Raw genomic sequence first — 14,191 nt, 5'->3', positions numbered from 1 at the left:
TGGATTTTTAAAAAATATTATTGTGAAATATCCAAAAACCAAAACGGTAGATACCGTAGACACCTATTTTAATACAGAAGTTAAAGACCCTTACCGTTGGTTAGAAGATGATAGAAGCGAAGCCACCGAAGCTTGGGTTAAAGCACAAAACCAATCTACTTTTGGGTATTTAGATAACATCCCATACAGAGAAGAACTCAAAGCGCGTTTATCAAAACTATGGAATTATGAAAAAATAGGAGCGCCTTTTAAAGAAGGGGGTTATACTTATTTTTATAAAAATGATGGGCTTCAAAACCAATATGTCATCTATCGTTATAAAACAGGAGAAAACCCAAGTACCGCAACAGTTTTTTTAGATCCAAATACATTTAAAGAAGATGGTACTGTTTCTTTAGGAGGTACTAGTTTTTCAAAAAACGGAAAAATATTAGCCTATTCTATCTCTGAAGGCGGAAGCGATTGGAGAAAGATTTTAGTTATGGATACTGAAACAAAAACTATTATTGAAGATACACTTATTGATATCAAATTTAGCGGGATGTCTTGGTATAAAAATGAAGGCTTCTATTATTCAAGCTATGATAAACCGAAAGGCAGTGAACTATCTGCTAAAACAGACCAACATCAAGTATACTATCATAAATTAGGTACGCCTCAAAAAGAAGATCAATTAATTTATGGTGGCAAACCAAATGAGAAACACCGCTATATATACAGTTCTGTAACTGAAGACAATCGTTATTTATTAATCTCTCCCAGAATTTCAACCTCTGGAAATAAATTATTTATTAAAGATTTAACAAACCCTAATAGTCAACTTATAACCATTTTAGATCACACAGATAGCGATACTTACGTTATTGATAATGTGGGCAGCAAACTGTTTTTAGTGACAAATTTAAATGCGCCTAACAAAAAAATAGTTTCTGTTGATGCTTCAAATCCAACACCAGATAACTGGGTTGACTTTATTCCTGAAACTGAAAATGTATTGAGTCCTTCTACTGGTGGTGGTTATTTCTTTACAGAATATATGGTTGATGCGGTATCTAAAGTATTTCAATATGATTATAACGGGAAACTAATTCGAGAAGTGAAATTACCTGGAGTTGGTAGCGCAGGCGGATTTGGAGCGAAAAAAGAAGAGACAACGTTATATTACTCGTTTACCAATTATAAAACCCCTGGTAATATTTATAAATACCATATTAAAAACGGGACTTCAGAGTTATTACACAAGCCTGATATCGATTTTAATCCTGATAATTATGAAACTAATCAAGTATTTTACAACTCAAAAGATGGCACAAAAGTACCGATGATTATTACCCATAAAAAAGATTTAGAATTAAACAGTAAAAACCCAACCATCCTTTATGGCTATGGTGGTTTCAATATTAGTTTAACACCTAGTTTTAGTATTGCTAATGCTATTTGGATGGAGCAAGGAGGCATTCTGGCAGTACCAAATTTAAGAGGTGGTGGAGAGTATGGAAAAGCATGGCATGATGCAGGAACAAAAATGCAAAAGCAAAATGTGTTTGATGATTTTATAGCTGCTGCGGAATATTTATTTGAAAACAATTATACTTCATCAGAATATTTAGCTATAAGAGGTGGATCTAACGGCGGATTATTAGTTGGTGCAACCGTGACGCAGCGTCCTGATTTAGCTAAAGTAGCATTGCCTGCTGTTGGTGTTTTAGATATGTTGCGCTATCACACATTTACTGCTGGCGCAGGTTGGGCTTATGATTATGGAACTGCTGAAGATAGCAAAGCCATGTTTGAATATCTTAAAGGGTACTCGCCAGTGCATAATGTGAAATCTGGCATTGAATACCCTGCAACTTTAATAACCACTGGAGACCATGATGACCGCGTGGTGCCTGCGCATAGTTTTAAATTTGCTGCCGAATTACAAAGCAAGCAAACAGGAAACAACCCAACACTAATAAGAATTGAAACGGATGCAGGACATGGTGCAGGAACACCAGTAAGCAAAACCATCGAGCAATACGTAGATATTTTTTGTTTTACACTTTACAACATGGGGTTTGAAATTTTACCTCATAAAGTGAATTAGAAAATAAAAGTATAACACATAATATACTTTTTATACTATTTTTGCGCTGCTATGCTACACGTTAAAAACCTAACTTTTTCTTATAACAAAATACCCGTTTTAAAAGACATCTCTTTTAAAGCGCATACAGGAGAACATATTGCTATTATTGGAGAAAGTGGTTCTGGGAAAAGCACGCTTCTTAAAGTTTTATATGGCGAATACGACTTAGATAAAGGTCATATTTTTTGGAAAGATGAAGCGATATTAGGACCTAAATATAACTTGGTTATCGGCTATGATTTTATGAAATATGTAGCACAAGAATTTGACCTTATGCCCTATATAACGGTTGAAGAAAATATAGGTAAATTTCTATCGCGTTTTTATCCTGAAGAAAAAGAACAACGCACAGCCGAATTACTAAAAGTTGTAGAACTTACCAAGTTTGCTAAAACAAAAGTAAAAACCTTAAGTGGCGGACAAAAACAGCGTGTAGCTTTAGCAAGAGCTTTGGCAAAACAGCCTGAGATTATTTTATTAGACGAGCCTTTTAGCCATATTGATAATTTTAAAAAGCAAAGTCTCCGAAGAAGTGTTTTTAAATATTTAAAAAATAAAAACATTACTTGTATTGTAGCAACACATGATAAAGAAGATGTACTCGGTTTTGCTGATAAAATGATTGTTTTAAACGACAATAAAATTGCTGTTAACGATGCGCCTGAAACACTTTATAAAAACCCAAAAACACCTTTAATTGCTTCATTTTTTGGGGAATTCAACATCATTAATAAAAAGATAGTTTATGCTCATCAGCTTCAAGTTGTTGAGCACTCAAAATTAAAGGCTACTGTAAAGCAATCTTATTTTAAAGGGCATTATTATTTAATTGAAGCTGAATTGAATGCTGAAACACTTTTTTTTGAGCATTATCAAAATTTAGAAAAAGAAACAGTAATTTATCTTTCAATTGAAAAAAACAACTTATAAAACCTTAGTAATCTGAAATGATTGCGTTCTAAATTTTATAGTTTCACCTAAAGTTTTCCCAATTAAAACTTGCCCAATTGGTGTATTATTAGAAATAGCATAAAAGGTTTCGTTTTTAACACGAAGTTCGCCTGCACTTATAGCAATAAAATAATTGGCTTTTGAGGTGTAAATAACACTTCCTAACCCAATGTTATGGGCTGTTTTTTCAATATTTACCTTAGACAAGACTTGCTTTGTTTTTTCAATTTCAGCTAGTTGATTTCCTGCTTTTTCACGTTCTAATTGTAACATAGCCCTTCCTGTTTCATGCTTATCTCCTGCACTACTTTTTGTTTCGGATTGTAATGATTTTTGAATTTCTTGGATGGTATTTTGAACGGTTTGAAAACGATTATTTACAAACGCTACGCATTGCTTATATAACTCTTCTTTTATATTCAATCTTTATTTTTTTCGTGAATCTCCGCTTTTCTTATAAAACTAAAATCGACAGATAGTAAATATAATTTCCCAATATGCAAGATTCATTGAGCAAAGTTAGGATTTTAAATTGAAGTTTTACACTGCGTTAGGGATTGAAACGGCATCCTTTTTTATTAAACGAAAACACCTTTCGATTACGCTCAAGGTAACAAATAAAAAAGATATAGTGGAAAGCCCGACCCTTGTGGTAACGCCATAAAAAAACTCCGAAATAGCTTCCGGAGTTTTAAATATTTATTCTTCGACTTGTTTTTCCATGACAAAATCTTCCATAAATTTTGTGGTATAATTACCCGCTAAATAATCTGGATGATCCATGAGTTGCCTGTGGAATGGAATAGTGGTTTTGATACCTTCTATAACAAACTCGTCTAAAGCACGCTTCATTTTATTTATCGCTTCTTCTCTGGTTTGCGCTGTTGTAATTAACTTTGCAATCATAGAGTCGTAGTTTGGGGGTATCGCATAACCCGCGTAAACGTGAGTATCTAAGCGTATTCCATGACCTCCTGGAGCATGTAATGTAGTAATCATTCCTGGTGAAGGCCTGAAATCATTGTATGGGTCTTCTGCATTAATTCTGCATTCAATAGAATGTAATTTTGGGGTGTAATTTTTACCAGAAATTGGTACACCTGCAGCTACTAATATTTGCTCTCTAATTAAATCGAAATCAATAACTTGTTCTGTAATTGGGTGCTCTACTTGGATACGTGTATTCATCTCCATGAAGTAGAAATTACGGTGCTTATCTACTAAAAACTCTACCGTTCCTGCGCCTTCGTATTTTATATATTCTGAAGCTTTTACAGCGGCTTCTCCCATTTTTTCACGAAGTTCATCCGTCATGAATGGAGACGGTGTTTCTTCTGTTAATTTTTGATGACGACGTTGCACTGAACAATCTCTTTCAGATAAATGACAAGCCTTCCCTCGAGAATCACCAACAATTTGGATTTCGATATGTCTTGGCTCTTCAATGAGTTTTTCCATATACATATCGTCATTCCCAAATGCTGCTTTTGATTCTGTTCTAGCAGATTCCCATGCATTTTGTAAATCTTCTGGTTTCCAAACAGCACGCATACCTTTACCTCCACCTCCAGCAGAGGCTTTAAGCATTACGGGGTAACCGGTTTCTTTTGCAAGTTTTTTACACTCGTCAAAATCTTTGATAACTCCATCACTACCTGGTACACATGGTACACCTGCAGCTTTCATGGTTTCTTTTGCGTTGGCTTTATCTCCCATTCTATCTATCATGTCTGGAGAAGCACCAATAAATTTTATTCCATGTTCTTCACAAATTTTTGAAAACTTAGCGTTTTCCGATAGAAATCCGTATCCTGGATGAATAGCATCAGCATTTGTAATTTCTGCAGCTGATATAATGTTAGACATTTTTAAATAAGACTCACTACTTGCAGGTGGCCCAATACAAACGGCTTCATCTGCAAACTTAACATGCAAACTAGACTCATCTGCAGTTGAGTAAACAGCAACTGTTTTTATGCCCATTTCTTTACAGGTTCTAATAACACGCAGTGCTATTTCTCCTCTATTGGCTATCAATATTTTTTTAAACATAACTTTTTGAATTAAAAATTTCAAATTCCAATCGCCAAATTCCAAATTTTGGATTTTGAGATTTGTGTATTGGAATTTTTAATAGGTTATGATGGGTCAACTAAAAATAGTGGTTGATCAAACTCTACTGGAGAAGAATCATCAACTAATACTTTAACTATCTTTCCAGAAACTTCAGATTCAATTTCATTGAAAAGTTTCATCGCTTCAATAACACATAGTACATCTCCTTCTGCTATAGCTTGACCAACCTCAACAAATAAAGGTTTGTCTGGAGAAGGTTTTCTATAGAATGTACCAATAATTGGTGATTTAATGGTAATATATTTTGAATCGTCTGAAGCTGGTGCTGCAGTTTCTATTGAAGCAGCTGGTGCTGCAGGAGCCTCAGTAACTGGCGCTGCGGCAATAACTTGTTGTGGTATTTGAGTTGCAGGAACTTGATGCACAATTGTTGTGTCTGAATCAGATCCTGTTTTAATGGTGATTTTTATATCATCCATTTCTAATTTAACCTCACTTGCACCCGACTTGGCTACAAACTTAATTAAGTTTTGAATCTCTTTTATATCCATAATTTTACTAATTAGTTAGTGGTTAGTTATTTTGAATTATATGCCCATTTTAAGTAAGTGGCACCCCAATTAAATCCGCCACCAAAAGCGGCAAATATTATATTATCTCCTTTTTTAAGCTGTGACTCATAATCACTTAATAGAAGTGGTAAAGTTGCAGATGTTGTATTCCCATACTTATGAATATTCATCATTACTTTATCTTCATCTAAATTTATACGTTGTGCGGTAGCATCAATAATACGCTTGTTAGCTTGATGTGCTGCTAACCAATCTACCGAATCTTTATCCAAGTTATTACGCTCTAAAACTTTAACTGTAGCATCAGCCATATTAAAAACAGCATTTTTAAATACTGTTCTACCTTCTTGAAATGCGCAATGACCGCCTTGTTCTAGAAGTTCTGCAGTTAATGGGTGGGAAGAACCACCGTAAGTAGCCTGTAAAAACTCTCTACCTGAACCATCACTTCTAAGATACTCATCTTGAAGCCCTAAATTTTCTTCAGTTGGCTCAAATAAAACAGCTCCCGCTCCATCTCCAAAAATGATGCAAGTTGCTCTATCCTTATAGTTAATAATAGAAGACATTTTATCGGCACCAATAAGAAGTACATTTTTATAACGCCCTGATTCTATATAAGTAGAAGCAACAGACATCCCGTAAAGAAAACTAGAACACGCTGCGTCCATATCAAAAGAAAAAGCATTTACTGCTCCAATTTGAGAAGCTGTAAAAGAAGCCGTAGAAGCCGCTTTCATGTCTGGTGTTGCTGTAGCAACAATAACTAGTTCTATATCTTTTGGGTCAATACCCTTCTTATTAATTAAATCCTGAGCCGCCTGTATAGCTAGATAAGATGTTCCTTTACCTTCTCCTTTTAAAATTCGGCGTTCTTTAATTCCTGTTCTACTGGTAATCCATTCGTCATTAGTATCAACCATCGTTTCAAGAATCTGATTGGTTAATACATAATCTGGCACATATGCACCTACAGCTGTAATTGCTGCTGAGATTTTACCCATACTTTAAAAGTTGTTTTTAGACCAAAAAATCATTAAAAAAGGACAAAAACGTCCAAAATTTCATGAAAACTACTAAATTTTGGTTTAATAATGTACAAATTACATGTTTTTGTTAATTAGAAAAAGTATTTCATAAAAAAAACGCTCATAAATGAGCGTTTTATATATGCATGCATAACTCTTTATGCTACGTTTTCTATTTCTTCAGAGTTGTCAATTAATACTTGACCTCTGTAGTATAATTTTCCTTCGTGCCAATGTGCTCTATGATATAAATGAGCCTCTCCAGTTGTTGGACATGTAGCAATCTGTGGCGCAGTTGCTTTGTAATGTGTTCTTCTTTTATCTCTTCTTGTTTTCGAGATTTTTCTTTTAGGATGTGCCATTTTATATGTTTATTTATCCGTTAATAATTTTTTTAATGTATTCCAACGAGGATCAATGTCCTCTTCTTTGTCTTTGTTTTTTTCAAGCTTTGGGCTTAATTCTTCTAATTTTTCAAGTATTTCTGAATCCAATGTACCGTCTTCAATTCCTGGATGAATGCGTTTAATTGGAACAGCAAGTATTATTAATTCATAAATATATTGCTGAATGTTAACTTCATAAGTACCATGTGGAATTATAAGAATATCAATATTCTCATCATTATACTCATCTCCAAACTTAACCACTAAATCAAACTCATTCTCTATCGTTTGGTTGTAAGGTTCGTTTGTTAAATCGCAATTCACATTAACCCATCCAGAGATTTTAAAATGTAATTCTAGTAATGTTGTCTTTTTTTCTAATTCAAGATTAACACTAACATTTACATCATTAAAATCATCATACTCAAAATGCTCAAAGAACGTTTGCTTAACTTTATAATCAAAATGATGCTTTCCAATTTTTAATCCTACAAATGGGATTGTAAACTCTTTCAATAGCTTCATTATCACATCTATTTTGAGCCTGCAAATATATAAATTTTTATTTACCTAGCACTAGTTATAAACATTTTTTTAACTCAACATTTAGAAGGTTAAAAATTGATAGTTTTTAGCTAATAATCAACCTATTAACGTCGGTCTTTTCTAGGTGCCTTTTTTAGTGGATTAGAAGTGAGTTGTTGATAACTCACTCTGTTTTTGTAAATTCTAATAGCACTAAAAACAGCTTCTTTAAAAGAGTTTTCATCAGCCTTTCCTTTTCCTGCTATTTCGTATGCTGTTCCATGATCTGGTGATGTTCTTACTTTATCCAAACCTGCAGTATAATTAACTCCTTGACCAAATGATAACGTTTTGAAAGGAATCAAACCTTGGTCATGGTAAGAGGCAATAATAGCATCGAAATTTTTGTAATTGTTAGAACCAAAAAAACTATCGGCGGCATAGGGTCCAAAAACTAATTTTCCATTTTCTTTTATTTTATGAAGTGCTGGTCTAAGCACATCATCATCTTCACTTCCAATAACACCATTATCACCAGTATGCGGATTTATACCTAAAACAGCAATTTTTGGTTTCTGAATTTTAAAATCTTTTTTTAATGAGTTGTATACCGTTTCAATTTTTTGTTCAATTAATTCTGAAGTAATATGTGTTGAAACATCTTTAACAGGCACATGGTCTGTTAGTAAACCAACCCTTAATGTATCAGTTATCATAAACATTAAACTCTCGCCTTCTAATTCTTGAGCTAAATAATCCGTATGTCCCGGGAATTTAAAATCTTCAGATTGGATATTATGCTTATTAATTGGTGCCGTTACTAACACATCAATCTCATTATGTTTTAAAGCTTTGGTCGCCGCTTCCAATGATTTTATAGCAAAAGCACCTATTTTAATATCTTCTTTACCAAATTCAATTTCAACTGGATCATTCCAGCAGTTAAACACATTTACCTTACCATGAGACAATTTATCTATGGCGTTAATGTTATAAAAATTAATTTGAGATTTAAAATGTGTTTTATAGAAAGCCATAGCTTTTGCTGATGCAAAAATAACTGGCGTACAAAAATCTAAAATTCTAGAATCTTCAAACGTTTTTAAAATGATTTCTCCGCCAATACCGTTTAGGTCGCCTATTGATATTCCAACTATTATATTTTCTTCTTGCTTCATTAAAAATGACAACTTTTGTTCGTAATTTTGAAATTCCTTTATTGTAGCAAATTTAACTAAATAAACAGATAATAATATGTTTACAGGAATTATTGAAGATATTGGTGTGGTTTCAAATTTAAAATCTGAATTAGATAATCTTCATATATCAATAAAAAGTAAAATAACGCCTGAGCTAAAAATTGACCAAAGTGTCGCCCATAATGGTGTATGCTTAACTGTTATTGCGATTAATAACAATGAATATACCGTTACAGCCATAAAAGAAACCTTAGACAAAACTAGTCTCAATACTTTAAACATTGGAGATAAAGTAAACTTAGAACGCGCCATGAAATTAGGTGATAGACTTGATGGACATATTGTTCAAGGTCATGTTGATCAAACCGCTGTTTGTACCAATATAAAAGAAGAAAATGGTAGCTGGGTTTTTAGTTTTGAGTATGATAGTACATTAAATAATATAACTATTGAAAAAGGCTCAGTAACTGTTAACGGAACAAGCTTAACCGTTATAAATTCAAAAAAAGATACATTTAGTGTAGCTATTATACCTTATACATATGAGCATACAAATTTTAATACCTTTAAAAAAGGTACAATTGTTAACTTAGAATTTGATGTTTTGGGAAAATACGTTTCTAGACTTGTAGAATTAAACAAGTAGTTTAATGACTACGCTTGAATAATAATTTCTTAACTCCATAAAACAAAGCGAAAGCCATACCATACAACAAGCCTCCATCAATAGGAAAGCCTTTTGGAGGTGGCGGTCCTGGAGGTGGCGGTCCAGACTCAGGAATCTGAGCAACGCATACAAAACTTATTAATACAAATAAGATTGAGGCAATTATTCTTTTATTTTGTATTGTCATGGGGTCACAAAAGTATAAAAAAAAGCGAGTTCACAAAATAATTATGCTTTTTTGCATTAAAAAACATCTATGAAATGATTAGTTTCATCGATGAAATGCAAATCATATGGCTATAATTAGCATATGTTAATAATATTGTTAACATATTAAAATTACGGAATAAAATTAATCCCTCACTTTTATTCTACACATCAAATATATACAAATCTCTTTAAAAGTAAAATTAAACTTTAATACACTATTCTTTACCTAATACAGAACGTTGCGTTTTTTAATAAATTATAATAAAAAAAGCCTTCCATAAAAATGGAAGGCTTTACAATTTCTAAAAGTGGTCCCACATGTTCTACTATTAAATAAAGTATTATGTAGTACTATAGAGTAATATGGAGTTTCAAAAGCGCTCTTTCTTTGTTTTAAAAGTGATCTGGAATACTATAGATGTAGAAAGGTTTGAGCATCGATTAAATATCACCCCATAACACTACTCAATTTAAACATTGGCAAATACATAGCAACAAGAATAATACCTACTAAAACACCAACAATTAAAATGATAAAAGGCTCCATGAGTGTTGATAACATTTTTGACTTTTGCTGTACTTGAGTATTATATTGCATATTTAGCCTTTCAAAAATATATTCGGTTTGATTGGTTTCTTCAGCAACTTTTACAAGAGCTATCATCTTATCATCAAACAATTTATGTTTACTTAAACTATCACTCAATGATTCCCCTTTTAATATGTGCTGTTCAACTGTTTCAAGAGCATATTGTAAAGGATAAAAATTTATCATTTGCTTTACTAGTTGAATACTATTTACAACAGGAACTTTTGAGGCTGTTAATAATGAGACTGCTTGTGTGAATTGGGATAAATAAACTGTTTTAACAAAATTACCAATAAAAGGAAGTTTTAAAACTAAACGATTTTTAAATTTTTTGAACCATAATTTCTTATTGAAAAATGCTCTTGAAAAAACTATAGAGAATACTATTAATAATAAAAGCCATGTATATCTTTTCATGAACTCAGATACATAAATTATGAATTTTGTAATAGCTGGTAACTCCACTTTTTGTTGTTCAAAAATATCTTGAAACATTGGAACAACATATTGCAACATAAAAACAACTACTAACACCGCAGTACTTAAAATTATAATAGGATAAGTTAAAGCACTTATTAGATTTCTGCGTTGTTCATTTTTTCTAGCATAGAACGCACCTAGTTGTTCAGTAACTTGTGTTAGAGTTCCTGTTTCCTCACCTATTTTAAGTGAAAAATATTCGTAATCTGTAAATTCTTTTTGTGTTTTTATGGCTTCAGATAAACTTAACCCTGAAACAATAGCATTAGAAATAACATTTAATTTATCTTGATGTGCTTTCTTTTTAAAAGCGTTTTGAATAAGCTCTAAAGCATCCTTAAGCGTAATTCCTGCTTTTAAAAGCACACTTAATTCTGTATAAAAATCTTCTTTTATTTTAGTAGAAAATGTATTTCCAAAAAGTTTGATTTCTTTTTGTAAAAAAGAGGTTTCGTTAGGATGTTTTGTTTTAACCCTTTTTTCTTTTAATATGTTTTCTAATTGAAATCCCATTAATCTATATATGAAGTTGCATCATTTTGTTTAAAAACAAACAATTGCTTATTTTGAAAAGCTTTTGAAGCTTCTAGCTTTAAGGCATCAACCTGTCCATTGTTTAAAATTTTACCATCAAAATAATATTGTTTTTGATGTAATTGAATAGCAAATGTATCTTGTCCTTTTATAATATAAGCCTCAGAAAAAAAATAAGTAATGGAATCTAATTCATTTTTAAAAACTAATTCCTCTTTAAACCCATGATAAGTAATGTTTGGATAACGATTAAAATCCAACCACAATGCTGTTTCTAGCTTAGTTAGCTCTAAATTCTTATTATAATTATCTTTAATAGCTAATATTTGTTTTTGTACCAGATCTAATACAGAAAACGCTAATCCAACCACAATACTGGTTAATATGAGCACAACGATCATCTCACTTAATGTAAAAGCTTGTGTCTTTTTACTGATTTGCATTTTGAATAAAATTTACTGTTTTATTTGTTTTACGATTAGTCGCTTCAAACGCTGTGATAGATTGATTATTTTCTTGATAGGTCTCAATAATTATGCTCCAATTTTGAAAGTTAGCTGTATAGGGTAGCTCTAACTGACTGTGTTGTTTTAAATACTGTAGTTCATTTAAGTGAGTTTCTATAGCTTGTGTATTGTTGTTTATCGAATTCGAAAATAAATTATTTAAAATCATACTCGCTAAAATAAAAACAATAACAATTAAAACAGTTGCTACTAGTGTTTCCATTAGCGTAGATGCTTTTACTTTACTTAGTATAACCATTTTAAAACTCCTTTATTAGAATTATTAAATGGTAAACCAATATATTTTTCTGATAACTCCTTAACTATTATTTTTCCATTGTATATATGATTTTGATATACTGACCCTGATTTATTAGCTACAAAATTATTAGTATAAACGGTACCATAAAGTGTCCCTTTTAATTCGACGTTTTGATTACAATACAACTCACCCATAAGAATTGATTTTTCTTTGAGCTCAACTTGTGCTTTATAATTATTAGTTTTTTCTTTTCCCAAATACACCACCAACCCTTTAATAATGGAGTTGCTGTTAATTCTAATAGTACTTTGCTCAATAATTTGATTTGTAGTTTCTTGTTGTTGTTGCACTTCTTTTTCATTTAATGCCAACACTGATGGATAATTTAATTCAACATTTTCTCCAACACTAATATGTTTAGAAGCTATAGCTTGAAAAATTCCTTTAACATTATCTTGTATTTCAATCTCTGGAGCAATAAGAATCACGTCTTTTAGAGTAGATGAAGCCCTTACTATAATTTTAATTTTAGATTGCACAATAATATTTCCTACCAATCTATTGACATTCAAATTAATGACGCTATTCGAAAATATAAATTGAGTTGGTTTTAAAAACGAATTGTTGTATTGTTTGCCAGAATGAAGGGTTAAAAATTGACTTTGAGGAATTACTGAAATTTGATTTTCTATTGATTTAATTTGGTTAATCGTCTCAGAAAATACTTTTGGTAAACTTGAAGATGTTCTTGTTTGCCCATAAACAAGCTTTGAACCATAATAAGAATGCCCAGAAATATTACCAGTTCTTAGACCTTGTTTAGGTAAGTACGCAACACCTTCTATTTTGGTGTTTCCAACTACCACTAATGGATTATTATTGTCTTGAACATATAAAGCAATTCTGTTTTTATCTGTTTGTTTAGAACCAATCAACGCTGTTTTTTGAAATCGATTGTTTTTTATCTGAGAAACCACAGAAACTTTCTCAAAAACCCCCCAAAAATCGCGATGTAATTTTAAGTATTTATATTCTTCATCTTGTAGGTTTATAGAAGTTGTATCATTAAGACAAATAGTGTTCTGTAATACATAATTAATTCCTTTATCAGCATTACGGGTCGTTTCAATAATAAAATTGGTTTGTATTTGAAATTGTTTATGTATATGAACCAATAAAACAAATGCGGTAAGTAATAATGCAATAACCACAATAATAAACAGCGTTAATTGTAGTGCTCCAGCCTTTAGTTTTAACCAAAACATTATTGGCGTTTTATGGTTTGCGAAATGTTGTTATAGCGAACAACAATTTCTTTTATGTTTCCTCTAATTAATTTTATACTGTCAGCAACTTGCCCTTTTTTTAACAAATATTGACTATTGTTAATATTTACTACAAATACTTGCTCACTTGATTTCTGCTTTTTCACAATACCACCGTAAGAAATAATTTTAGAAGGTTTTGGTTTTAAGTCTGCTGCCAGCTTTCTAGGGTTTTGCTTCTTTTTCACGGAAGCTAGTGTGCCTAAAAACGGGTCTACTTCAACATCCTGAATATAAAACGGGTCTACTTCAGCTAAAGCTTTTGGTTTAAATGCATTGTTAAATTCTTGAACCTTTAATGGTGACGCATCAGGACTCATTCCATTAATAATTTTATAGCCAATAATTCCCCAAACAATTATAACTGTTGCCAATAATAGATATGTCTTAGTTTTATTCTTCAACAATAAAGCTTTGAGTTGTATATTTAGTTTGAAAACCAGCGTTTTCTGCTCGGATCCTCCATTCATAATCACCAAATTCTAATGTTTTGGTAAAATTAGAATTTGTAATTATTGTGTCTAAGACTATTTGTGTAGCTGATTCAAAATTAGGAACAGCTATTTGTAATTTGTATTGCTCAGCATCTTCAACTGTATTCCATGAAAATGTAACGTCAGTTAAGGTTAATACCGAAGTATCTGTTGGAGCTAAAATAGTTATAGTTTTATCTGAAATATCTTCAACTTCAATGATATCATCGCAACTTATTACAAAAAATAATAATACTATTAATTTTAAATATTTCAT

At 31.7% G+C, this 14,191-nt stretch carries 17 protein-coding genes; 3 read left to right on the top strand and 14 right to left on the bottom strand.

Annotation, left to right across the window (positions count from 1 at the left end):
- The first annotated feature begins 16 nt into the window (after positions 1 to 16).
- Together DIS18_RS05490 and DIS18_RS05485 are read left to right on the top strand one after the other, a co-directional pair.
- Complete coding sequence (locus DIS18_RS05490; RefSeq protein WP_425428172.1) at positions 17 to 2,089, top strand: prolyl oligopeptidase family serine peptidase; 2,073 nt, start codon at positions 17 to 19, stop codon at positions 2,087 to 2,089.
- Between the two features lie 51 nt (positions 2,090 to 2,140).
- The gene (locus tag DIS18_RS05485) at positions 2,141 to 3,061 is read left to right on the top strand and encodes an ABC transporter ATP-binding protein (RefSeq protein ID WP_109352005.1); all 921 of its coding nucleotides are present in this window, start codon (positions 2,141 to 2,143) and stop codon (positions 3,059 to 3,061) included.
- Here the strand turns inward: DIS18_RS05485 and DIS18_RS05480 are convergent.
- From DIS18_RS05480 to pdxA, 7 genes are all read right to left on the bottom strand, one after another.
- Positions 3,056 to 3,505, bottom strand: coding sequence for a 3-oxoacyl-ACP synthase (locus DIS18_RS05480; RefSeq protein WP_109352004.1), 450 nt, complete (start codon positions 3,503 to 3,505; stop codon positions 3,056 to 3,058). The genes DIS18_RS05485 and DIS18_RS05480 overlap by 6 nt on opposite strands.
- A 276-nt stretch (positions 3,506 to 3,781) precedes the next feature.
- Positions 3,782 to 5,134, bottom strand: a complete 1,353-nt coding sequence (accC, locus tag DIS18_RS05475) for an acetyl-CoA carboxylase biotin carboxylase subunit (protein ID WP_109352596.1) — start codon at positions 5,132 to 5,134, stop codon at positions 3,782 to 3,784.
- 86 nt (positions 5,135 to 5,220) lie between these two features.
- Positions 5,221 to 5,709: an acetyl-CoA carboxylase biotin carboxyl carrier protein gene (gene accB, locus DIS18_RS05470; protein ID WP_109352003.1), complete on the bottom strand. Its 489-nt coding sequence runs from the start codon at positions 5,707 to 5,709 to the stop codon at positions 5,221 to 5,223.
- A gap of 26 nt (positions 5,710 to 5,735) precedes the next feature.
- Positions 5,736 to 6,734: a beta-ketoacyl-ACP synthase III gene (locus DIS18_RS05465; RefSeq protein WP_109352002.1), complete on the bottom strand. Its 999-nt coding sequence runs from the start codon at positions 6,732 to 6,734 to the stop codon at positions 5,736 to 5,738.
- A gap of 182 nt (positions 6,735 to 6,916) precedes the next feature.
- On the bottom strand, positions 6,917 to 7,120 hold the full coding sequence (gene rpmF / locus DIS18_RS05460) for a 50S ribosomal protein L32 (protein ID WP_109352001.1): 204 nt from the start codon (positions 7,118 to 7,120) through the stop codon (positions 6,917 to 6,919).
- Between the two features lie 9 nt (positions 7,121 to 7,129).
- A complete protein-coding gene (locus DIS18_RS05455; protein WP_109352000.1) occupies positions 7,130 to 7,669 on the bottom strand; it encodes a YceD family protein in 540 nt (179 codons plus the stop codon).
- Positions 7,670 to 7,794: 125 nt separating this feature from the next.
- Positions 7,795 to 8,847: a 4-hydroxythreonine-4-phosphate dehydrogenase PdxA gene (pdxA, locus tag DIS18_RS05450; protein WP_109351999.1), complete on the bottom strand. Its 1,053-nt coding sequence runs from the start codon at positions 8,845 to 8,847 to the stop codon at positions 7,795 to 7,797.
- Positions 8,848 to 8,923: 76 nt separating this feature from the next.
- Between pdxA and DIS18_RS05445 the strand changes: the two genes are divergently transcribed.
- Positions 8,924 to 9,514, top strand: coding sequence for a riboflavin synthase (locus DIS18_RS05445; protein WP_109351998.1), 591 nt, complete (start codon positions 8,924 to 8,926; stop codon positions 9,512 to 9,514).
- A gap of 1 nt (position 9,515) precedes the next feature.
- Here DIS18_RS05445 and DIS18_RS05440 read toward each other — a convergent pair whose 3' ends face one another.
- From DIS18_RS05440 to DIS18_RS05410, 7 genes are all read right to left on the bottom strand, one after another.
- Positions 9,516 to 9,722 carry a PID-CTERM protein-sorting domain-containing protein gene (locus DIS18_RS05440; protein WP_109351997.1) on the bottom strand — a complete coding sequence of 69 codons (207 nt, stop codon included), beginning with the start codon at positions 9,720 to 9,722 and terminating at the stop codon, positions 9,516 to 9,518.
- A gap of 471 nt (positions 9,723 to 10,193) precedes the next feature.
- On the bottom strand, positions 10,194 to 11,327 hold the full coding sequence (locus DIS18_RS05435) for a type II secretion system F family protein (RefSeq protein ID WP_109351996.1): 1,134 nt from the start codon (positions 11,325 to 11,327) through the stop codon (positions 10,194 to 10,196).
- Complete coding sequence (locus DIS18_RS05430) at positions 11,327 to 11,791, bottom strand: PulJ/GspJ family protein (protein WP_109351995.1); 465 nt, start codon at positions 11,789 to 11,791, stop codon at positions 11,327 to 11,329. Before DIS18_RS05430 ends, DIS18_RS05435 begins: the two co-directional genes overlap by 1 nt.
- Complete coding sequence (locus DIS18_RS05425) at positions 11,778 to 12,077, bottom strand: hypothetical protein (RefSeq protein ID WP_245925584.1); 300 nt, start codon at positions 12,075 to 12,077, stop codon at positions 11,778 to 11,780. The genes DIS18_RS05430 and DIS18_RS05425 overlap by 14 nt, the downstream gene beginning before the upstream one ends.
- Positions 12,078 to 12,100: 23 nt before the next feature.
- Positions 12,101 to 13,381 carry a hypothetical protein gene (locus tag DIS18_RS05420; RefSeq protein ID WP_109351993.1) on the bottom strand — a complete coding sequence of 427 codons (1,281 nt, stop codon included), beginning with the start codon at positions 13,379 to 13,381 and terminating at the stop codon, positions 12,101 to 12,103.
- The gene (locus DIS18_RS05415; RefSeq protein ID WP_146191803.1) at positions 13,381 to 13,845 is read right to left on the bottom strand and encodes a hypothetical protein; all 465 of its coding nucleotides are present in this window, start codon (positions 13,843 to 13,845) and stop codon (positions 13,381 to 13,383) included. Before DIS18_RS05415 ends, DIS18_RS05420 begins: the two co-directional genes overlap by 1 nt.
- Positions 13,835 to 14,191 (bottom strand): hypothetical protein, encoded by a 357-nt coding sequence (locus DIS18_RS05410; protein WP_109351991.1) that lies wholly within the window; start codon positions 14,189 to 14,191, stop codon positions 13,835 to 13,837. The genes DIS18_RS05415 and DIS18_RS05410 overlap by 11 nt, the downstream gene beginning before the upstream one ends.

Origin of the sequence: Algibacter marinivivus (genome assembly GCF_003143755.1) — a bacterium.
Taxonomy (GTDB): Bacteria; Bacteroidota; Bacteroidia; order Flavobacteriales; family Flavobacteriaceae; genus Algibacter_B; species Algibacter_B marinivivus.
The sequence above is the reverse complement of the archived record's forward strand: the minus strand, read 5'-3'. Positions and strand labels throughout refer to the sequence as shown.

Bases quoted from the DNA above. Each gene is read 5' to 3' on its own strand.
- DIS18_RS05485 (WP_109352005.1), top strand. From the start codon at position 2,141: ATGCTACACGTTAAAAACCTAACTTTTTCTTATAACAAAATACCCGTT.
- accC (WP_109352596.1), bottom strand. From the start codon at position 5,134: ATGTTTAAAAAAATATTGATAGCCAATAGAGGAGAAATAGCACTGCGT.
- accB (WP_109352003.1), bottom strand. From the start codon at position 5,709: ATGGATATAAAAGAGATTCAAAACTTAATTAAGTTTGTAGCCAAGTCG.
- DIS18_RS05465 (WP_109352002.1), bottom strand. From the start codon at position 6,734: ATGGGTAAAATCTCAGCAGCAATTACAGCTGTAGGTGCATATGTGCCA.
- rpmF (WP_109352001.1), bottom strand. From the start codon at position 7,120: ATGGCACATCCTAAAAGAAAAATCTCGAAAACAAGAAGAGATAAAAGA.
- DIS18_RS05455 (WP_109352000.1), bottom strand. From the start codon at position 7,669: ATGAAGCTATTGAAAGAGTTTACAATCCCATTTGTAGGATTAAAAATT.
- pdxA (WP_109351999.1), bottom strand. From the start codon at position 8,847: ATGAAGCAAGAAGAAAATATAATAGTTGGAATATCAATAGGCGACCTA.
- DIS18_RS05445 (WP_109351998.1), top strand. From the start codon at position 8,924: ATGTTTACAGGAATTATTGAAGATATTGGTGTGGTTTCAAATTTAAAA.
- DIS18_RS05440 (WP_109351997.1), bottom strand. From the start codon at position 9,722: ATGACAATACAAAATAAAAGAATAATTGCCTCAATCTTATTTGTATTA.
- DIS18_RS05435 (WP_109351996.1), bottom strand. From the start codon at position 11,327: ATGGGATTTCAATTAGAAAACATATTAAAAGAAAAAAGGGTTAAAACA.
- DIS18_RS05430 (WP_109351995.1), bottom strand. From the start codon at position 11,791: ATGCAAATCAGTAAAAAGACACAAGCTTTTACATTAAGTGAGATGATC.
- DIS18_RS05425 (WP_245925584.1), bottom strand. From the start codon at position 12,077: ATGGAAACACTAGTAGCAACTGTTTTAATTGTTATTGTTTTTATTTTA.
- DIS18_RS05420 (WP_109351993.1), bottom strand. From the start codon at position 13,381: ATGTTTTGGTTAAAACTAAAGGCTGGAGCACTACAATTAACGCTGTTT.
- DIS18_RS05410 (WP_109351991.1), bottom strand. From the start codon at position 14,191: ATGAAATATTTAAAATTAATAGTATTATTATTTTTTGTAATAAGTTGC.